The sequence below is a fragment of the Alloacidobacterium sp. genome (genome assembly GCF_035631355.1).
Taxonomy (GTDB): Bacteria; Acidobacteriota; Terriglobia; order Terriglobales; family Acidobacteriaceae; genus Alloacidobacterium.
Genome location: NZ_DASQIX010000007.1, coordinates 125,378 through 144,855, shown reverse-complemented (window position 1 = coordinate 144,855; position 19,478 = coordinate 125,378). Strand labels below are relative to the sequence as shown.

Here is a 19,478-nt window from a genome sequence, read left to right as displayed (position 1 = left end):
CTGTACCCACTTTTCCACCACCATCCACCGCTCCTTCAGCGCTAAACTCAACTCAATGCCCCGCGCGCCAAAATTCACTCTGGAACCTGACGAAATTTCAGAGGAAGAATGCCTCACCGCAGCAACCAGAAAGATGCGGATGCTGCGCTCGCTTCACTGCGGCAACAAGTATGAGAAGGCCGCGCGCACCCAGGGATTCACTGTCATCGCCGGGGTAGATGAGGTTGGCCGAGGTTCTCTTTTCGGATGTGTGGTTGCAGCTGCTGTCATTCTCCCCGAGAACACCCGCATCCGCGGTCTGCGCGATTCCAAACAGCTCCTGCGCGAAGATCGCGAGCGCTTAGCCAAAATTGTCGAGCAGAGAGCTACCGCCATTGCCATCGAGGAAGTCGACGCTGCCACCATCGACCGCATTAACATCTACCAGGCGTCGAGGCTGGCCATGACTAACGCTGTGCTCAAGCTCGCACCCGCACCCAATCATCTGCTCATCGACGCGCTCCGCATCGACCACCCCTGCGCGCAAACCAGCATCATCTACGGCGACTCGCTGTCTATATCCATAGCGGCGGCGTCCGTCATCGCCAAGGTCTATCGCGATCAGCGCATGCGCGAATTACACGAGCAGTACCCTGAGTACGGTCTCGCTTCGCACAAGGGCTACAGCACGCCTGAGCATCTTGCCGCGCTCGACAAGTACGGTCCGACTTCGCTCCACCGCAAAAGCTTTCGTCCCGTCGCGCAAACTTCTCTTCCGTGGGACATGCCGCCGGAAGCTGAAATTGTCGACGTGCCCGTCGACTTGCTGCCTGCTTAAGATACCCCTGTTCGTTACACTGAGAGCACAGGAGCTACACCTTTGTCTTATCGCATGATGTGCCTCACCGCGCATCCCGACGACGAAAGCGGAGCATTCGGCGGAGCGCTGCTCATGGCGCACGATAAAGGAGTGGAAACCACTGTTATCTGTCTCACTGAAGGTGCGGCAGGGAGCTTCCGCGGCACCGCTGCCAGCGACGAAGAACTTGCCAGGTTGCGGCGCGATGAATTCAAAGCGGCAAGTCAGTTGCTTGGCCTTACGCATGCCGAAGTGCTCAACTATCCCGACGGAAAACTCGATCAACAAAATTTTTATGAGCTGACTGGCGTACTCGTCGGAAAAATTCGTACGTACCGGCCGCAGGTCGTCCTCACATTCGGCGGCGATGGCGGAGTCAACCTGCATCGCGATCACACGATCGTCTCGCTCGCTGCTACTGCTGCCTTCCATTGGGCTGGACGCGGGCAGCTTTTCCCTGACGCAGGCGCACCTTATTCGCCACAGAAGCTCTACTACTCCAGCACACCTTGGGTGTCTGTCTACAAATCGAACGAAGGCGCTGAGGCGGCCCGCGTCCCGTACTCTTTCACTCTCGAACTGGGCCAATGGAAGGAGCGGAAGATCGAGGCTTTTAAGATGCACACCACACAACACGGCGTGCTTGAGCGCGTCCGCGACTTCATCGACAAACACATGAATGACGAGAGTTATCTGCTCGCCGCCGCCCGCAACTCGCGTCCGCTGGCGGAAGACACAACCCTTTTCGCCGGAGTCATTGAAGACTGATCATTTCGCCGCCCGTTCCGGCGGGTGAATAAACACATCCACCTGCTGTCCTACATAAACCGGGAATGAGGGCGGCGCAAAACGAAACTCTAGTTGTAGCACGCGCACATCCACGCGCTCTGAATTCGAGCCGGTCAGGTTTTGTTTCGGCACCATGTAGGGCACGATACGCACAAACTGCATGGGGAACTGCCGCGACGAATCGCCCTTCAGCATCGCCATCGCGGTCGAGCCGGGCAGCACATGCGAGGCGTTGATCTCGTCCACGTCCACGCGCACCATTAGCGAATCGGTATCGCCAAACAGCACCGGCGACGTGCCCGACGTGCTTGAAAGATACTCGCCCACTCGGTTGTTCACCTGCAGAATCTTACCGTCCGCCGGAGCGCGCACCGTCATTTTGTCGAGCAGCACCTGCTGCTGATCGCGCGTGGCAATCATCGTCTGCAAATTGGCCTGCTGCTCAGAGAGCGACGCTTCTGCATTCCCTAACTGCGCTTCGGCCTGTTTCAACTGAGCTACCGCCTGCTGCCAGCGGGCATGATCAGCGTCGTTTGTTTTCGCGCTCGTCATGTTTGCCTGGTCGGAAATAATTCCGTCTTTATGCAGGCCCTCATTGCGCTGGGCTATTTGCGCAGCATCATCATAGGTGGCCTTCGCTGTGTCTACAGCAGCCTTCGCGCTAGTCGCGTTCGCCTGCTGGGTCACAATATCGGCTTGGGCTGTCTGCACAGTCGCACGCGCTTTTGCGACATTCGCTTCCGCCTGCTCAACGACGGTACGCTGCTCGCGGTCGTCGATGGTGTAGAGCTTGTCCGCCCGATGCACAATGTCGTTTTCCTTCACATACAACGCGCTCAACTGGCCCGACACGGGAGGCGCAAGATTGTAATTTCTATCTGAGGCTTCGACAATCCCGGTTGCCGCAATCGAGTTCGCATATGGGGCGGTTGGCGGTGCAGCCAGCGGCTTCTCATGCGGCACACGCCGCGCCGAAACCGTCACCCAGACCGCAATCAAAACAACTCCCAGCAGCGGGATGATAATGCTCAGCCGCTTTGTCATTGGATATTCTCCTTTCCATGACTGGGCGCAAATTCATTCTCGTGAATCGAGAGAATCTTCCCATCCAGCATTTCAGCAATGCGGTCGCCGTAGGGGAAGATACGATTATCGTGCGTCACCACAACAATCGCGCGATTGTCCGTCAGTGCCGTCGAGCGAAACATCTCCAACACCATCTTGCCGGTCTCGCCGTCGAGCGCCGCAGTCGGCTCGTCGCATACAATCAGCCGCGGCTCCGTAATCAGCGCGCGCGCAATGGCCACGCGTTGTTGCTGCCCTCCTGAAAGCTGCGCGGGCAGAAAGTCGGCGCGCTCCGCCATGCCAACCCTGTCGAGATATATCCGCGCCTTCGCCACTGCCTGGTCGAAAGGCACCTGGTGAATCAGCAGCGGAATCGCCACGTTCTCCGCCGCCGTCAGCGTGGGCAGCAGATTGTACTGCTGAAAAATGAAGCCGATATTGTCGCGCCGGAACACGGTCTTCTCCTGCTGACTAAGCTGGTCGATCCGCGTCCCAAAGACATCAACTTCGCCCGAAGTAGCATCCAGAATCCCCGCGAGCACGCTCAACAACGTGGTCTTGCCGCAGCCCGAAGGCCCTACCAGTAACAGCAGTTCGCCTTGATGCACATTGAAATCAACCTGATTCAGGGCGTGGACTTCCGTCGTCCCCACGCCGAATAACTTCGTCACGCCGCGCAGGCAGGCGGCATGTGTGCCATTTTGCGTATCGCAGTTACTAGCCACGGAACACCACCGCCGGTTCAAGTTTCACAACTTTGCGAATGCTCAAAAGCGCCGACAGCAGGCAGATGACAATGACCGCCACAAAACTAATCACCACCATCGGCCATGGCGTAGCAAAAGCAATTTTGCTGTCCGGTCCTCCGGCAAACAGTCCAAAGACGCCGCCCAGCCCCGCGCCCACGCCGAACCCTACAAGCCCAACTAACAGCGCCTGCAGCAGAATCATTTTCGTCAGCGTAGCCGAGCTTGTGCCCATCGCCTTCAGCGCGCCAAAGTAGCGCTCATTCTGCAGCGCGAATTGGTAAAACGTCTGCCCTACAATCGACATGCCCACCAGAAACACCATCAGCAGCGAGGTCCCAATACTGGCGGGGATGCCCGTATTCTGCATGTAGTAGTCCATCGTCAGCCAGCGAAATTCCTGCTCGGTGTATGCGCCCAGGCCGGTCATCTTGCGGATACGCTGAGCAATCACTTCCGCCGGCACTCCGTCCTCAGGAGCGACCAGCACATAGTTCAACTGCTTCCGCTGCTGCGGCGCATATTGCAACGCGCGGTCATACGACGCGTACACAAACGGATACGAGAAAAAATCGCGCGGCACATCAGCAATCCCCACTACGCGCGCCTGGTTGTCGTTCATCTCAAACACATCACCCGGCTTGGGATTGTTCAGCTTCTCCGACTCTGCCCTGCCGATAATCACCGCCTGGTCCTGCGTCAGCAGCCGTCCGTTGCCGGAAATCATCTTCGGCCTGCCGAAGAAGGTATCGTTGTCCAGCCCATACAAGCGCACGGTCTGGAAATTCCCGTCCGGCAAATGTGCTGACACAAGCTGCATCAGCAGCGGCACGGCCCACTTTACGCCGGGAACGCTCCGGACCCGTTGCAAATCGGTATCGAGCAGCGGCTTGCTCTCGTCCACACTTCTGAGTTGCGGATCACACACCCAGATCGGCGCTCCAACCACTTCGACAGGCCGCGCGGTGCGCAGAATCAGCCCGCAGAAAATCGACCCCTGCTGCAGGAACAAAAACGAGACGACAATCAGGCTGCTCACCAGCGTGAAATACTTGCTGCGGTCGCCCATCAGCATTTTGATCGCAATTTTCCACATCGCTAGACCGCCCCTTTCTCGCGCTCCAGCCCACGCAACCCCAGCGCAGTCAAATGCGCCATGTGTTTTGAAACTATATCGATGTATTCCGGACTGTGCGAGTCAACGCCGGCAAGCACGCGATAAGAGATTCGCGCTTTGCACATGTGCAGACACTGCCCGATGATTCCCGAAATCACAATGAAGACGCTCAACTGTGGAAGCTCCGGCGCAAGCAGCAGAATCACTTGCTGGAGAATACTTCCCACCGGCATGAAAAATTCACGAATTACGGGTTCAAAACGCGGCTTGCCTTCCGATTGCTCGCGCATGACCAGATGACTGTGCTTTGCCGCGGGGGAAACCAGTATCTCAAGAAAATCACGGATACATCCACGCAGCGCCTCTTCCGCTGCTTTCCGGGTCTTCCTGCGCCGCGCGTCATCTAGATGGACCTGCATCCGCTCTCGTATTTCGCCGCATGGCGCCAGGCAGGCCCTCAGCGCCTCGGTATAGAGCGCGTCCTTGCTGCCGAAGTGGTAGCTCACCGCCGCTACATTCACGTCAGCCGCTTTCGCCAGATCGCGTACGCTCGTACCCTCATAGCCTTTCTCAGCGAACAGCGTGATGGCCGCATCAATCAGCCGTGTACGCGCGTCTTCCTGCTCCGCAGCCCGTGCCGTCTTCTCAACCCTCTTTTTAGCAACCATGATTTTCTCTATTTTAAACGACTGTTTCAAACAATCGTTTGAATTCTAATTACACAGATGACAGCCGGGCAAGCGAAGATTCGGGAAGCAGGCGTCAAATTTTCGTCAAGGAATTTTGCGCAAAAAGGAAATGCGCGGATTGAAATCCGCGCATTTCCTGGGAGGGCCTAGGGGAGGAACCTAATAGCAGGTGCACTCTTCCTGTCCGCAATACGAGCAGCACGAACAAGATCCACCGGCGATGGAAGGAATGACCAGCACCTCATCGCCGTCCTTGAAGGCATACTTCTCATTGCCCAGGAAACGAATGTCTTCCTCATTGACGTAGAAGTTGATAAACCGCCGCACGTTTCCCGTTTCGTCGCGCAGGTGCGCTTTCAGCGCGGGAAAATTCGTCTCGATCTCATCAATCAGTTGCGGCAGATTTGACGCGCTCGACTGCAACTCCTTCGCGCCATTCGTATGCTTTTGAAACGCATTCGGCAACAATACTCTAACGGACATCCGCGCCTCCTGATACCAGCTCGTTCAATTCCTTGATTTCGTTGATGTAGTTCTCAAAATCCGTCAGCCGCGGACGAATTGCCTGCTCCGTCTCATACGCGCCGTTGAGCACATCCGTCGTCTTCAGGCCGTTGCCGGTGATGCAGCTCACCGTCAATTCTTCGGGTTTGATGCGTCCATGCGCATACAACCGGGCTGTAACTGCGGTGGTGACGCCGCCGGCGGTCTCTGTGAAGATGCCTTCCGTCTCCGCCAGTTCCTGAATGCCCGAGACGACCTCGACATCTGACACATCTTCGGCCCAGCCGCCGCTCTCACGAATCGCCCGCGCCGCATACACGCCGTCCGCCGGATTGCCAATAGCCAGAGAGCGCGCAATGGTCGAAGGCCGCTGCGGTTCAATGTGGTCTGCGCCTGTCTTCACGGCGCGAGCAATCGGCGAGCACCCCGTAGCCTGCGCGCCGAAGAAGCGAACATCCTTCGGTTCAACCAGGCCCAGCGCAATCAGCTCCTTGAAAGCTTTGCGAATCTTCGTGATCAGCGAGCCGCCCGCCATCGGCACAACCACGTTGTCCGGCAAGCGCCAGCCAAGCTGCTCCGCAATCTCAAAGCCCACCGTCTTCGAGCCTTCCGCATAATAGGGGCGCAAGTTCACATTCACAAATCCCCAGTTGAAGCGGTCCGCAATCTGCGATGAGAGCCGGTTCACATGGTCATAGTTGCCGTCGATGCGAATGAGGTTCGCACCGTAAACCTGAGTATTCAGAATCTTCGCTGCTTCCAAGTCCGCCGGAACCAGGATGTACGTCTTCAACCCCAGCCGCGCCGCTTGCGCCGCCACAGAGTTCGCCAGGTTTCCCGTCGACGAGCAGCCGACGGTATCGAACCCGAACCGTTGCGCGTTTGCGAGTGCTACGGCCACCACGCGGTCCTTAAAGCTCAGCGTGGGCATGCATACAGCGTCATTCTTAATGTAGAGATTCTTCGCGCCAATCCGCTCCGCCAGCCGGGGAGCCTTCACCAGCGGCGTCCATCCCGCAGGCGTCTGCGGAACGTAATCATTGGGGACCGGCAGCAGCGCCTGGTAGCGCCACATATTGGTGGGACCCTGCGCAATCGACTCGCGCGTCACCGTCTTCTTCGCGGCGTCGAGATCAACCCGTACTTCCAGCGGCGAGAAACACTCGTCACAAATCGAGAGCGGCTGATTCTCATACCGCTTCCCGCATTCCCGACAACACAATTCGTAAGATGAAGCCATTCTGCCCTCGCATCCGAGAGCGACTTCAGGAGCCTCAATGGATACGCCCCATTGAGTGCAAATCTGCACGGGCACTACGTGACGATTCTCGTTACTGCAAAACTACCGATACTGCCGACTACCTGGGATTTAGCGAGATGCGATACAGCTTGCACCCCGAATCTCATGTACCCCACCACTTAAGGTGAGCGAGAGTTGACACCGATGTCTCAAATTGCTTGAGCCGGTTGTCGTGGCGTCACAGGGCCCGTCCCTCAGCCACTCTGCATGAAATTCAGGCTCGCTCACAAGGAGCAAACTTGAATATTTAGTTTGTATCACAGGCTTGGAGGCAATGCAACTTGTCGTCAGGAAATAATTTCTAGGGTCTTAGAAAAAAGCGAGTTCGGTTGAACAGCATCTGTATGATGTTTTCGATTCATGAAAGGCCCCGCTCCTCGCGATGTCGGCGTCATTCTCCTTCAAGATTCCAACTGGCTTTTTCGCCTACGGCAAAACTCCCCACTCCATTCCTGCGACTATCAAGGCAGCCATCGAATCAATAAATAAAAGCCAAAAAGCGACGCTCGTTGCCTGGGAAACACTTGAAATCGGTGGTAGATACATTATTCAAGAAGTCTGCGACAAAATCGACGACTGCGATTTTTTCTGTGCGGACATCACAACAATCAACTCAAATGTAATGTTTGAGTTAGGTTTTGCAATCGCGAGGGACAAGAGAATCTGGCTAATGCGGGATGACAGCTATGTTGATTCCAAGGCTGAATTTGAACAACTTCGTCTCCTGACCACAGTCGGTTACAGACCATATACGAATGCTGAACAAATCATCAAAAGATTCTTTGCAGACAACCCTCAATTGACTCTAGAAGATACTATTTTCCGTGATTCCATCGAACCGCTTCTGCCACCAAGCAAAGGAATCGAGCCGTTACTATACCTTAAAAGTCGTCACGATACAGAAGCGAGCGTCAGGGTAAGTCGAGCCCTTGATAATTTAAATCCGAAGCCTATTTTGGGTGATCCAAGAGAGTCCTTAGTACAGCCTCTTTACTGGTATGGACAAAAGATCTTGCACGCGCCTGGTGTGCTCGCCCACTTTTTGAGCCCTCAGCGAGAAGGCAGCAAATTGACCAACGCTCGTTATGCGCTCGTTAGCGGCCTTGCTAAGGGCTTCGACACGCCGCTATTGATTCTTACAGAGCATCACGAGGTTCTTGCGCCACTGGATTACCGTGACTTAATGCAGTACTACACGACGCCAGTGGAGGCTGGAAAGCTAACAGAAGAATGGCTATCACAACTATCGAATGGAAGTTTATCCATTTCTGTCACTTCGGAGCCGAATCATGTCGGAGCGATTAAGCTCGCCACGGAACTCCGTGATTTTCATTTACAGCTTGGAGAATATGTCGCTGAGAACGAGGCCGAGTTGCTGTCCGACTATTTTGTAGAAACAACAGCCCATATGGATGTCATCAATGGAACACAGACAATATTCGTTGGCCGCAAAGGCACCGGCAAGACAGCAAGCCTTATTCAAGCGACTCACGAAATTAGCAGAGAAGCAACAAATCTTGTTTGCGTTCTTAAGCCTGTCGGTTACGAGATGGATGCCCTCGCTAGGCTTTTCGCTAGCTACAAGATGAGTGATCACAAAGGCTATGTAATCGAAAGCCTTTGGAAGTATTTGCTTTTTACGGAGCTCGCGCTTGCTGCTGTTCATCAGATTCAGAATGTAACTCCATGGCTTTTGGCTGATCCATCGTGTTCAAAACTTCTAAATCTCCTTGAAAGCGAAGAAAAGCTCTTGCAGGTGACTTTCCTGTACGCCTAGAACGTGCTGTGGGGAAAATAGCAACAGTTGAGTCTTCTGGCTCAGCTGAACAATTTCATCAAGGCATATCCGAAGCATTGCACAACAGCCTTTTAAGCAGATTAAGATCGGCTCTAAGCGAGGTTTTAAGCAAGAAGCATCAGGTGATCCTGCTTATCGATAATCTGGACAAACCCTGGACGAGAAAAGCGGATACTGAACATCTCACGCAGTTTCTATTTGGCTTAATTACCGCGACTGAGAGGGTAGGAGAAGAGTTAAGGTATGGCGAGCGAAGCAGACACTCAACGAGGTTTAACAGCGCCATATTCTTACGGAGCGACATCTTTAATCGAATAACAGAAGCGGCTAACGAACCAGACAAAATTTCGCATACTAGATTGACTTGGAATGATGCTGAGCTATTGCTGCGTATTATTGAAGAACGTTATGTGGCATCACATGGACCAGCTAGCGATCCCGCCGTTATGTGGCATAAGTATTTCTGCTCTGAAGTGAGAGGAATTCCGACTCGAGATTATTTAGTTAGCCGCATATTACCTCGGCCTCGCGATATGGTTTATATCGTGAAAGCCGCTGTTTCATTTGCTGTAAATCGTAAGCACGATAGAGTGGAACAGAAAGATATTTTAGACGGCGAGAAGGAGTATTCTCTGTATGCTTGGGACTCTATTTTGGTGGAGAACAGTTCTTTGATCCCAGAGCTAGAGGGGGTTCTATTGGAGTTTGTAGGAGAGCCATCTGTGCTGCTTGAATCGACAGTCCATCAACATATTTCAAGGGCGGGGATAAGCGCAGAAAGAGTAGATGATGTGATTACACAGCTCGTAAACCTCACGTTTTTCGGTCTTGAGGTGAGTACCGGAAAATTTGCATATGCGGACGAGAAGAAAGAGCTACAGAAGAATCTTGTTCTCGCATCTCGCTTCGCCGTGACTCATGGAGGCGAACATCGGTACGAAATCAATGCTCCTTTTAGGGCTTATTTAGAGCTACAAGAACCTCAGGGGTGGCCTCAACTCTTCTAGTTCGAGCGGGTGCTGTGTCCTGAATTTGAAATTCGTGGTTTCTCAACCCCAGCCCACCAGCGCATTCACGTCAAGCAGATATCTCATGGAAAGCTGGCCAGAATCTCCTCAACTTCTTTGCTCGTCAGCGCCGGAGCGCCCGCGCCTGCATCCAGCACGGGAAGCCCCGTCAGCGGGTCTTTCGTGATTCTTGCCCGCCGCGCGCGCTTTGTTTGCGGAGCCAGGACTATGCGCCCATTTTCAACGCTGGCATCAAGCGAGTCTCCGGTGCGAATGCCTAGCCTGCGGCGAATCAGGCCAGGAAGAACCACCTGTCCTTTTGTGGAGACCCTCGTTTGCATGGTAAGACACTCTTACCCCCCAGAGAGACATTCTACCCAAGCGCATCATCTCGGAGGCACACCCTGTCCCATCGCTGGGCCGAAAGTCAAAGAGAATAAATGCCCCGGGTTTTGAACCGATTGGGAAAGGGACTATTCGGGAATGGTCACGTTCACTGTAACGGATGGACTACTTTCGGTTCCTTGATTGTCAACACTCCTGACAACGTATCGATACGTGCGACCGCTCTGGACAAGATGATCTGTATAACTGGGCTCTTTGAGCGGAGACGAGTTCAGCCGGTGATAGGAGGAATCCCCATCGGCTGAGCAGTAGATGTTATACCCGACGATTGGCACTGGTGAACTAATGGGGGGTCCAGTTGAGATCCACATAGTGCGGTTTGCTCTGGCAGCCCAATAGAGAGCTGCTCAAGTAACAGATGAGGAGCAGACAAATACCGGGAAGTTGCTTGCTGCTTATTCGGCTGTTCGATCCCATGGTCAACCACCCTGGAAGAGGGAACACCAGTATAAGTGTGTCCGTCACTAGTGGGTGGCCGATATCTCTCCGAGGGTTCCCCCTATCCAATAAAAGAGGCACTGGATCATTTCTACTTAACCCTTCTAAAGAAGCGAGTTCACGGGCCTAAAAGGCCAGGCGCTTCTACCCCGCTACACTAACCCCAAAATGCTCTAAGTCCGTTGAAGTCCAGCCTTCAGCTTTGAGGGCCTCACCACATGGGCCAACTTCGTCAGAAGCTGGGCAAACGGCCTACGCTGTGGCCGGACCTTGGGCGCAGGAGTTAACCCGAAAGCTACCGAGCAGATAAAGCAATCCTGGACATGGCTAAATTGGGCAAACATGATTTCATGCCGCTCCGCGACCGCCTCTTTCAGGTGCTCAAACTGCTCCTCGGGATTGGCGGAATCCTGCGCTTCATTCATTTTGGCGTCAGCAGCGGCTTCTCTCGACTGCGCTTCCGCGTGTTGATAGTTGAGGCGAAAGCCATCAACACAAAGGTTATATTCGTCTCCACCGGACAACGGCTGGGGTGGAGTGCAGTCTTTCAACAGTAGGTGATCCATAAATCCTCATCAGTGGAAGAGCTTGGGAGAGATGGCTATATTTGTGAATTTATTTCTCTTTAAGACCTGAATTCCTAACACTCCAGATATCTGGGCGATATATCGGAAGGTTCTCCTTCTCTCGCAGCCTCCAAAAGTGGCCGCATCCATTGCTGCATCAATGCTTCAGCCAGGGTCTTCTCCTGCGCCAGGGCCTCAACCTGATTTTCTTTCAGATACTTGGCCTCAAGCTTGTCCGACTGCGTGTCGTCCACCACCTTGATGGCCAGCGCCTTGGCCAGGATCCGGGCCTGGACCAGGTCCTCGGTGTCAAAAAGCGCGTCAGCCAGCGCATCGGCATCCCACGGCACATACATTACTCTTGACCGCTTTATCATCCCCATGACCTCTCTTGTTATCGCCTGTGTACGCTTGTTTACGTTCCTGGAGGAGAAACGAGCGAATACCGCCATTACCTGCACGGCAAGTTCCAAAGATGGGTTCCATTCCGGGGATTGCTCCCCGACAAACTGGCATTGCATGATGGGGAACACATGAAATCGGATGCTCCGAAGCGTCTTGAACCTCGCTGGCCCGCGGCGCTGGCTCTGCTCGCAGTGGGCGGATTGCGGCTGGCTATGCCCGAATCACTGTCCGCCGGGCCCGCGTGGCTGCTTATTGCTGTGGTTGCGGTGCTGATGGTCCCCACCTACTGGGCGCGCTATCGCGGACTGGAGATGATGAACAAAATTCTCGGATATGTACTTATCTCCATTGTTACGCTCGACATGGTGTGGTCGCTTTGCCTTCTCATCGCTGCCCTGCCGTCGCATAAGGAAGCGCCGCCGGATCTGCTGCGCTCGGCCGGAGCGCTATGGCTGGCGAACATCCTGGTTTTCGCATCGTGGTATTGGCGGCTTGACGCCGGAGGTCCGCGCGCCCGCGAACTGCGCGGTGTCCACACCGATGGGGCCTTCCTTTTTCCACAGATGACGCTCGACCAGCAGGCCAAACGCGAAATGGGCGAGCAGTCCTGGAGTCCCGGCTTTGTCGATTACCTGTTCCTGGCCTTCAACACCAGCACGGCGTTCTCGCCTACGGACGTGCCGGTCCTTTCGCGATGGGCCAAGGTCCTGATGATGGTGCAGGCGCTTATCTCCTTTACTACAGTGGCTTTGCTGGCGGCTCGGGCGGTAAATATTTTGTGATGAGAAGTTTTTGCTCTATTTCCCCGGGTCCGGTGGAAGGGGTTTGCTTCCATACGCCGACATCAGGCGGGAAATCAGGACCGCGAGAAAAAGTACTCCCAGCAATGACTCGATGATCGTCAGCAGTCGGGTCTCGCTGGAAGCTGGGGTAATTCCCGCCGCGCCCAACGAAGTCATGGTGCCAAAGCTGTAATAAATAGAATCCAGCCGATTCAGGACCTGATGGCTATTGACCGCCGGATCAAGATAAAAGGCATGCGGCTGAAAATACGTCACCAGCAGAAAGACGCTGGTAAAGCCGAAACCGACGAACAGATAAATACACAGCGCTCCAAAGATCGCCTCCGAATCAGCGCGCAGATTGCCGAAGATGCGGCGGAACAGCACGACCACGATGAAGATATCGAATGCCAGCGCACTTAACGAGTTGATAACGCCGCTTGGACTCTTGATGTCTGCAAGGTAAACGGTGTGCTGAATGATCGCTGGAGCAGACAGCACCAGAGCCACCACCAGCAACGACCGCCGCAGATTAAGCGCGTAAACCGTAAAAAGAATGACTGCGCAGAACGCCGTCCGATATGAGTAATAGCGAACGCTGCTTCCCACCGAATAGGGATAGCAGACCAGCACGCCTAGCAGAAAGATAAACAGCCACATGAACTTGCTCTGATACCAGACATGCCTGCCTTCGGCAGCAACGCGAATCAGTCGGGCTTCTTTCATATCGTAAAATACGCGCTCATGCTAGCATGAGCCGATTCTCCAACCGCCAAAACGCAACTTTACCGCACGTTTTTCGGAGACCGGGACACTATTCAATGAGACAATGCCGTTCTAAGTAACGGGCCTGCCGTCATCTCCCCCAATTTCGTGAACGAAGGGGGTTCTTGCATGAAAACTCGTCTGCGCTCCGCCGTGGTATTCGCTATCTGCCTGTTTATCGGCCTTTCTCCTGCCAACGCATGGAATCCTATCGGCCACATGGCGGTGGCGTATGCCGCATGGCAACAGATGACTCCGGCCACACGGCAGCGCGCACTGGTGCTGCTCAAAAAGAACCCAAATTACAAAACGTGGAAGGCAATCATCCCCGCTGGAACAACTCCTGACGATCAGGACCTCTACATATTTATGATGGCAGCCACCTGGCCCGACCAGATCAAAGCCAGCAATAGCGGATACAAAAAGGATGCTGACACTCCGCCACAGACTGACGAAGCCACCAGAAACACAGGCTATCGGGACAAGTACATGCACAGGTACTGGCATTTCATCGACATACCATTCAGCACCGATGGAAGCAGTCTGTCAGCGGCATCTACTCCCACGCCCAATGCCGAGACCCAGATTGGCATCTTCCGCCAGGTACTCGCTTCGAATGCCAGCGACCCCCTCAAATCCTATGATCTGGTCTGGATCATGCATCTCGTCGGCGACGTACATCAACCGTTGCACGGCAGCACCCGGGTAACGTCAGCGCCGGGCCAGCAGCACGGTGATGCCGGCGGCAATTCAGTTAAGCTCACCAACTCGCCCGGAGACCTGCACGGCTATTGGGACAACATCCTGGGAACAGGAGAAACGAAAGACTTTAAGAAAGCCGCAAAGGCAGCCCAACTGCTCCCAGCAGCCGGAGCAGATGCAAGCGATGCAAATGAAGCTGACTGGGTGAAGGAGAGCTTCGATCGTGCGAAGTCAAGCGTGTATGTCGTACCTGTGGGCGCGGCGCTCGGACCTTATACGCTCGATGAGGCATATAGCTCGAATTCGCTGGCCATCGCGCAGCAGCGGGTTGCGCTGGCTGGCGCGCGGCTGGCGAATCTGCTGAACGAGAATCTGAAATAGAGAAAAGTCTTGTGAGTGCTCCAATTCGAGAGTCCCATTCATCCCGTTGAGTGAACGCGTCGTCACAGGCTGGCCAATCAGCGTGTCCGGCGTGCTACCCTCTAATGTTTGCGTCAACAGCAGCATTGGAGCATATCTGCATGAATCGAGTCTTGAAAGCCGTCGTATGCGTCTTTACCTGCCTGCCTATCGTCTTTACCCACGCGCAGGAAACTCACGGCATCGCCGTCGCCAACATGGATACGGCGATCAAACCGGGCGACGATTTCTATCTCTACGCCAACGGCGATTGGATCAAGCGGACAGAGATTCCCGCTGACCGTGGCGGCATCGGCGTCTTCACACGGCTGGCCGACCTCAGCAACAAGCGCACCGCAGACCTGATTGAGGAAGCGGCCAAATCCGATGCGGCAGCCGGATCAGGCAAGCGCAAGATTGCCGACCTCTACAACTCCTATATGGACGAGGCGGGCATCGAGGCAAAGGGACTCGCACCGTTGCGGCCACACCTCGACGCCATCGCTGCCATTAAGGACAAGACTGAACTCGCCCGCGCTCTCGGCGAAACGCTGCGCGCCGATGTGGACGCGCTGAACAACACCAATTTCCACACATCGAACCTGTTCGGGTTGTGGGTTGCGCCCGGATTTAATGATTCCGACCACTACACCGCCTATCTGCTGCAGGGCGGTCTCGAACTCCCCGACCGCGAGTATTACCTGAGCGACAGCCAGCACATGCGCGACCTGCGCGAAAAGTACCAGGCGCACGTCGCCGCCATGCTCAAACTCGCCGGCTTCGACAATGCCGATACGCGCGCAGCCAACGTCGTCGCGCTCGAACACGCCATCGCGGAAAAGCACATCTCTCTCGCTGAAGACGAAGACATCCACAAGGCCAATAACACCTGGCAGCAATCCGACTTTGCAACGAATGCTCCGGGACTTGACTGGACGGAATACTTCCGCGCTGCCGGGCTCGACAAGCAGTCCAGCTTTATCGTCTGGCAGCCGATGGCATTCGCTGGAGAATCCGCGCTTGTCGCATCAACGCCACTCGACAGCTGGAAGGACTGGCTCGCCTACCACTTCATCGAGGACTATGCAGGTGTTCTGCCAAAAACCTTCGCCGATGAGCGTTTCACCTTTTTCGGCAAAACGCTTTCCGGTACGCCTGAGCAACGCCCACGCTGGCAGCGCGGCGTCCTGGTCGTCAACGGCCTGCTCGGCGATGAAGTGGGTAAGCTTTACGCGCAACGCTATTTCCCGCCTGAAGCCAAAGCGCAGGCGCAGGCGATGGTCGCGAACCTCATCGCCGCCTTTCACAAGCGTATCGACGCGTTGACATGGATGGCCTCGGCGACGAAAGCTGAAGCGCAAGCCAAGCTCGACACACTTTACGTCGGCATCGGCTATCCGGAGACGTGGGAGGATTACTCCAACTATGAGGTCAAGCGAGAAGATCTGTTTGGCAACATCTGGCGCGGCGATCTCGCTGATTACCATCGCGAACTCGCGCGGCTTGGCACCACCGTCGATCGCCACCGCTGGTGCATGACGCCGCAAACCGTCAACGCCGTCAACCTGCCGTTACAGAATGCGCTTAACTTCCCGGCAGCCATACTGCAGCCACCGTTCTTCGATGCGCAGGCTCCAGCCGCCACTAATTATGGAGCCATCGGCACGGTGATTGGTCATGAGATAAGCCATACCTTTGACTCCGAAGGCGCGGCTTTCGACTCGAAAGGCCGCGTCCGCAACTGGTGGACGCCAGAAGACCTCGCGCACTTCGACGCATCGACCGCCAGGCTGGCAGTGCAGTACGACACCTACATGCCGTTCCCCGATGTCCACGTCAATGGTAAGCAGACGCTGGGAGAAAACATTGCCGACGTCGCAGGTATTGCGGCGGCCTATGACGGCTACCATGCCTCGTTGAATGGCAAGACTGCGCCCGAGCAGAACGGATTCACCGGCGACCAGCAATTCTTTATCGCTTTCGGCCAGAACTGGGGATCAAAAGCGCGCGAAGCCGCGCTGCGCCGGCAGGTGCTTACTGATCCGCATGCCCCAGCACAATACCGCGCCGACACCGTGCGCAACATCGACGCATGGTACGCCTCCTTCAACGTAAAACCGGGAGAGAAGCTCTATCTCGCTCCGCCTGACCGCGTGCGCATCTGGTAGGGATTACTCAAAGCGGGTGCGCTTCCAGAGAAGCCACCCGCACCCAAGCGCAGCGAATGCCATCACGACGCACAACGAGATTGTCCAGAAGGTATTCATCGCCAGCGGAGGGACTTCGGCCTGGAGTCCAAGCCAGAGGAATATCGTAACCGCGACGGCTACAATTAAAACATCCCACCAGGGGCGCTTGGTTTTTTCGCCGTCTCCGTGCCTGGCGCCGAGCTGCGCAGCCACGCATTCTTCCAGGCTCAACCCATAGCGCTCGCACTCGCGGGAGATGGCGTCGCGTCCGGAGGCCTGTTCGCGCGCAGGGGCCGCTGCGGAACTGATAAACACTGCGCCAGCAATCATCAGCAGCGAGCCTGCGACGATCAGCCAGCGGCCTTCACCGCTGACGTGGGCCAATTCGCCGAAAACCAGCGCGCCCCAGGCGAGGCCCCAAAGCTGGTTCGTGTTTGAGAGCGGAATCCCGCGCCCAATGCCGATGTACTTGGTCGCATACTGCTGGAAGAGGTCGCCGATGACCCAGCAAAAGCCGCCAAGGAAAATCCAGAACACGACATGACGGGCCATGTACAACTCGGCGTGCAGATGCGTGACTCCGCCGCCGAAGGTGACGGCTAGCAGCGCCATCGTGCCCAGTTCCCCTACAGTAAAGACGGTAACGAACGAAAGGGGATTCATCCCACTCAAATATGCCTTGCGATAGGGCACATACATGGTGCCCCACAACAGGCTCGCGCCGAGCGCCGCCAGAATGCCGTGCACTGCGCGCGCATGGCCGGTATTTGTATGCTGCACAGTTACAAATGCGAGCAGGATGGCTCCGGCGACGATTGCCAGCGCTCCGCCGAGCACGCGGGAGCCTACGCGAAAGCCTGCTCCGCGCATTTCCTGAAAGAGCAGCCATCCCCAGAAGATGCCGATGAGACTGTTGGCGTTCCACAGCGGAAACGCAATAGCCAGTCCCACATCGCGGATGGCGAAGACGGTCAGTGTATTGGCGACGGCCCAGAGTGCGCCTGCCAACACGGCCCAGACCATCAGGTGCGGCCTGGTGAAAAGATCACTAAATACATAGTCTGTGCCTTTGAGCAGAGTGGGCAGAGTCCAGCGTGCGACAAATACGCCGAGCACCATGGCCAGCGAAACGGCGAAGGGCGAAATGCCAACATTTACGAGTTTTGTCGGAGCTTCGGCGCCGCCGAGCCATACGCCGGCTGCGAGGCCGCAGACGACACCGAGGCCGTGCATGGAGACCGTCTGCGCGCGCGTTACTGTGTTCGGCAAATCGCTCTCCTCTTTAATGAAGCCAGGCCAGCAGCGCGATACCCACGGCCAAAACACCCACGGGGATCCAGAACTGCGCGTCAGTCAAAATTGCTTTCAGCATCTCGATAAACCTAACGGCAAGGCTCCCGGACTGTCAAAAAAAATCCCAACCGGCAACGCATACATTGATGAAAAGTTGCGTCACACTGCGAGAAATAAATTCTTCGCCCGCATCGCAACTTGCTTTTTGCTGACTGTGTTCACACTGTCCGTAAGCGGTCGCAGCCTGAACTGCTCCGCAACAGAAAGATGAAACACAGGAGCCTATGATGAACGTTAAGAGCCGTTTCCTTACAGCAGCACTCGTCCTTTCCCCTGGAGTTGTTCTTGCACAGTCTGGGCTAGCTACAACCCCGACACCTGGCAAGCACGATTACGACATCAACCAGCGCAAAGAAAACCAGCAGGACCGCATTGGCCAAGGCGTGAAGAGCGGCCAGCTTACAGCAGGAGAGACTGCGCACCTGGAAAAGCAAGAATCAGCCATTAACCGCGAGGAGCATAACATGCGCGCGCAAGACAATGGCCACTTGACCAAACAAGACCGCAAAACCATCCATCAGCAGCAGAACCAGGAATCGCGCCGCATTTATCGCGACAAGCACAACGCAAGAGTCCAGTAAAGCTGAACGATGTACTCACGAAGCCCATTCTGCTTCCCGTCAACTTTAGGAGTAGGATGGGCTTCTCTGCGTCAGAGACCCGGGTTTGCATGGAATCGCTACCAATCCTGAAAATCCAGCAGATTCAGGATGACTGCCATGGCTCGACACTCCTATAATGAAGTCGCCACGGAGGACGTCTCCCCATGCACACTATCACGCGTGAAAAGCCTATGGAACACCTCGACGACTGGGACGACTTTGTCGCCAGCCGTTACAAGGAAGGCAAAGCTGAAGAAGAGTTCCGTAACTATGATGCTGAGGCCAATCCTGGCGTGGCCGAGTTTTACCGGCTGAACCACCAGCACCAGACCATGGACTTTGTACTGGAAAAAGAAAAAGAATTCCTCGGCCTCAACCGCGGCAAAAAAAGCATCTGGGAAGCAGCCGATTACCTCAACACGCTGGTCGATGACAGCGACCCGGATACCGATCTCACCCAGATCGAACACCTGCTGCAAACATCTGAAGCGATCCGCAAGGATGGCCATCCACGCTGGATGGTGCTTACCGGACTAATTCACGACCTCGGCAAGGTTCTTTGCCTCTACGGCGAGCCGCAGTGGGCTGTGGTCGGCGACACGTTCCCGGTCGGCTGTGCGTGGTCGGATGAAATCGTCTTCCGTGACTACTTTGCCGCCAACCCGGACAGCAACGTGCCCGAATATCAGACTAAATACGGCATGTATGAGCCGAACTGCGGTCTCGACAAAGTCCACCTCTCCTGGGGGCATGACGAGTACATCTATCATGTGGCCAAGCCTTACCTGCCTGAACCTGCGCTCTACATGCTGCGCTACCACTCCTTTTATCCGGCGCACAAGCATGGAGCGTATAAGCACCTGATGAATGCGCATGATGAGGAGATGTTCGACTGGGTGCGGAAGTTCAATCCCTACGATCTGTACTCGAAGGGCGCAGCCAAGCCTGACTTCAAAGATCTCAAGCCTTATTACGACGATCTCATCGCCGAGTACTTTCCGGAGAAGGTCGCCTGGTAG

Annotated in this window: 21 protein-coding genes and 1 riboswitch; of the genes, 11 read left to right on the top strand and 10 right to left on the bottom strand. The window is 55.4% G+C overall.

Annotation, left to right across the window (positions count from 1 at the left end; genetic code table 11):
• Nucleotides 1–139 precede the first annotated feature (139 nt).
• Both VEV40_RS02540 and VEV40_RS02535 read left to right on the top strand, forming a co-directional pair.
• Nucleotides 140–817, top strand: coding sequence for a ribonuclease HII (locus tag VEV40_RS02540; protein WP_324829924.1), 678 nt, complete (start codon nucleotides 140–142; stop codon nucleotides 815–817).
• A 42-nt stretch (nucleotides 818–859) separates the two neighbouring features.
• On the top strand, nucleotides 860–1,606 hold the full coding sequence (locus VEV40_RS02535; RefSeq protein WP_324829923.1) for a PIG-L family deacetylase: 747 nt from the start codon (nucleotides 860–862) through the stop codon (nucleotides 1,604–1,606).
• Here VEV40_RS02535 and VEV40_RS02530 read toward each other — a convergent pair whose 3' ends face one another.
• From VEV40_RS02530 to thrC, 6 genes are all read right to left on the bottom strand, one after another.
• Nucleotides 1,607–2,671, bottom strand: a complete 1,065-nt coding sequence (locus tag VEV40_RS02530; protein ID WP_324829920.1) for an HlyD family secretion protein — start codon at nucleotides 2,669–2,671, stop codon at nucleotides 1,607–1,609.
• A complete protein-coding gene (locus VEV40_RS02525; RefSeq protein WP_324829919.1) occupies nucleotides 2,668–3,417 on the bottom strand; it encodes an ABC transporter ATP-binding protein in 750 nt (249 codons plus the stop codon). Before VEV40_RS02525 ends, VEV40_RS02530 begins: the two co-directional genes overlap by 4 nt.
• Nucleotides 3,410–4,534: an ABC transporter permease gene (locus VEV40_RS02520; RefSeq protein ID WP_324829918.1), complete on the bottom strand. Its 1,125-nt coding sequence runs from the start codon at nucleotides 4,532–4,534 to the stop codon at nucleotides 3,410–3,412. Before VEV40_RS02520 ends, VEV40_RS02525 begins: the two co-directional genes overlap by 8 nt.
• 2 nt (nucleotides 4,535–4,536) lie before the next feature.
• The gene (locus VEV40_RS02515) at nucleotides 4,537–5,223 is read right to left on the bottom strand and encodes a TetR/AcrR family transcriptional regulator (protein WP_324829917.1); all 687 of its coding nucleotides are present in this window, start codon (nucleotides 5,221–5,223) and stop codon (nucleotides 4,537–4,539) included.
• 180 nt (nucleotides 5,224–5,403) lie between these two features.
• Entirely contained in the window at nucleotides 5,404–5,727 is a 324-nt protein-coding gene (locus VEV40_RS02510; RefSeq protein WP_324829915.1) for a MoaD/ThiS family protein, read from the bottom strand.
• Nucleotides 5,717–6,988 carry a threonine synthase gene (thrC, locus tag VEV40_RS02505; RefSeq protein WP_324829914.1) on the bottom strand — a complete coding sequence of 424 codons (1,272 nt, stop codon included), beginning with the start codon at nucleotides 6,986–6,988 and terminating at the stop codon, nucleotides 5,717–5,719. Before thrC ends, VEV40_RS02510 begins: the two co-directional genes overlap by 11 nt.
• Nucleotides 6,989–7,148: 160 nt before the next feature.
• Nucleotides 7,149–7,262, bottom strand: a riboswitch (SAM riboswitch).
• A gap of 168 nt (nucleotides 7,263–7,430) precedes the next feature.
• On the opposite strand from thrC, the gene VEV40_RS02500 reads away from it, so the two are divergent.
• Both VEV40_RS02500 and VEV40_RS02495 read left to right on the top strand, forming a co-directional pair.
• Nucleotides 7,431–8,825, top strand: coding sequence for a P-loop ATPase, Sll1717 family (locus VEV40_RS02500; protein WP_324829913.1), 1,395 nt, complete (start codon nucleotides 7,431–7,433; stop codon nucleotides 8,823–8,825).
• Nucleotides 8,826–8,833: 8 nt separating this feature from the next.
• Nucleotides 8,834–9,853 (top strand): P-loop ATPase, Sll1717 family, encoded by a 1,020-nt coding sequence (locus tag VEV40_RS02495; protein WP_324829911.1) that lies wholly within the window; start codon nucleotides 8,834–8,836, stop codon nucleotides 9,851–9,853.
• An 83-nt stretch (nucleotides 9,854–9,936) separates the two neighbouring features.
• Here VEV40_RS02495 and VEV40_RS02490 read toward each other — a convergent pair whose 3' ends face one another.
• Nucleotides 9,937–10,194 carry an AbrB/MazE/SpoVT family DNA-binding domain-containing protein gene (locus VEV40_RS02490; RefSeq protein WP_324829910.1) on the bottom strand — a complete coding sequence of 86 codons (258 nt, stop codon included), beginning with the start codon at nucleotides 10,192–10,194 and terminating at the stop codon, nucleotides 9,937–9,939.
• Nucleotides 10,195–11,019: 825 nt separating this feature from the next.
• On the opposite strand from VEV40_RS02490, the gene VEV40_RS02485 reads away from it, so the two are divergent.
• Nucleotides 11,020–11,253: a hypothetical protein gene (locus tag VEV40_RS02485; RefSeq protein ID WP_324829909.1), complete on the top strand. Its 234-nt coding sequence runs from the start codon at nucleotides 11,020–11,022 to the stop codon at nucleotides 11,251–11,253.
• Nucleotides 11,254–11,336: 83 nt separating this feature from the next.
• On the opposite strand, the gene VEV40_RS02480 is transcribed toward VEV40_RS02485, so the two are convergent.
• Nucleotides 11,337–11,645 (bottom strand): hypothetical protein, encoded by a 309-nt coding sequence (locus VEV40_RS02480; protein ID WP_324829907.1) that lies wholly within the window; start codon nucleotides 11,643–11,645, stop codon nucleotides 11,337–11,339.
• 150 nt (nucleotides 11,646–11,795) lie between these two features.
• On the opposite strand from VEV40_RS02480, the gene VEV40_RS02475 reads away from it, so the two are divergent.
• Nucleotides 11,796–12,449, top strand: coding sequence for a hypothetical protein (locus tag VEV40_RS02475; protein ID WP_324829905.1), 654 nt, complete (start codon nucleotides 11,796–11,798; stop codon nucleotides 12,447–12,449).
• A 15-nt stretch (nucleotides 12,450–12,464) separates the two neighbouring features.
• On the opposite strand, the gene VEV40_RS02470 is transcribed toward VEV40_RS02475, so the two are convergent.
• On the bottom strand, nucleotides 12,465–13,175 hold the full coding sequence (locus VEV40_RS02470) for a potassium channel family protein (protein WP_324829904.1): 711 nt from the start codon (nucleotides 13,173–13,175) through the stop codon (nucleotides 12,465–12,467).
• Between the two features lie 168 nt (nucleotides 13,176–13,343).
• Here VEV40_RS02470 and VEV40_RS02465 point away from each other — a divergent pair, with 168 nt between their 5' ends.
• Entirely contained in the window at nucleotides 13,344–14,297 is a 954-nt protein-coding gene (locus tag VEV40_RS02465; RefSeq protein WP_324829903.1) for a S1/P1 nuclease, read from the top strand.
• 140 nt (nucleotides 14,298–14,437) lie between these two features.
• A complete protein-coding gene (locus tag VEV40_RS02460) occupies nucleotides 14,438–16,483 on the top strand; it encodes a M13 family metallopeptidase (RefSeq protein ID WP_324829901.1) in 2,046 nt (681 codons plus the stop codon).
• 3 nt (nucleotides 16,484–16,486) lie between these two features.
• On the opposite strand, the gene VEV40_RS02455 is transcribed toward VEV40_RS02460, so the two are convergent.
• Entirely contained in the window at nucleotides 16,487–17,773 is a 1,287-nt protein-coding gene (locus tag VEV40_RS02455; protein ID WP_324829900.1) for an EamA family transporter, read from the bottom strand.
• Here VEV40_RS02455 and VEV40_RS02450 point away from each other — a divergent pair.
• The 3 genes from VEV40_RS02450 to VEV40_RS02440 all read left to right on the top strand — a co-directional run bounded on the left by VEV40_RS02450 (nucleotide 17,736) and on the right by VEV40_RS02440 (nucleotide 19,478).
• Nucleotides 17,736–18,068 (top strand): hypothetical protein, encoded by a 333-nt coding sequence (locus tag VEV40_RS02450; RefSeq protein WP_324829899.1) that lies wholly within the window; start codon nucleotides 17,736–17,738, stop codon nucleotides 18,066–18,068. The genes VEV40_RS02455 and VEV40_RS02450 overlap by 38 nt on opposite strands.
• Nucleotides 18,069–18,081: 13 nt before the next feature.
• On the top strand, nucleotides 18,082–18,438 hold the full coding sequence (locus tag VEV40_RS02445) for a hypothetical protein (protein WP_324829898.1): 357 nt from the start codon (nucleotides 18,082–18,084) through the stop codon (nucleotides 18,436–18,438).
• Nucleotides 18,439–18,623: 185 nt separating this feature from the next.
• On the top strand, nucleotides 18,624–19,478 hold the full coding sequence (locus tag VEV40_RS02440) for an inositol oxygenase family protein (RefSeq protein ID WP_324829896.1): 855 nt from the start codon (nucleotides 18,624–18,626) through the stop codon (nucleotides 19,476–19,478).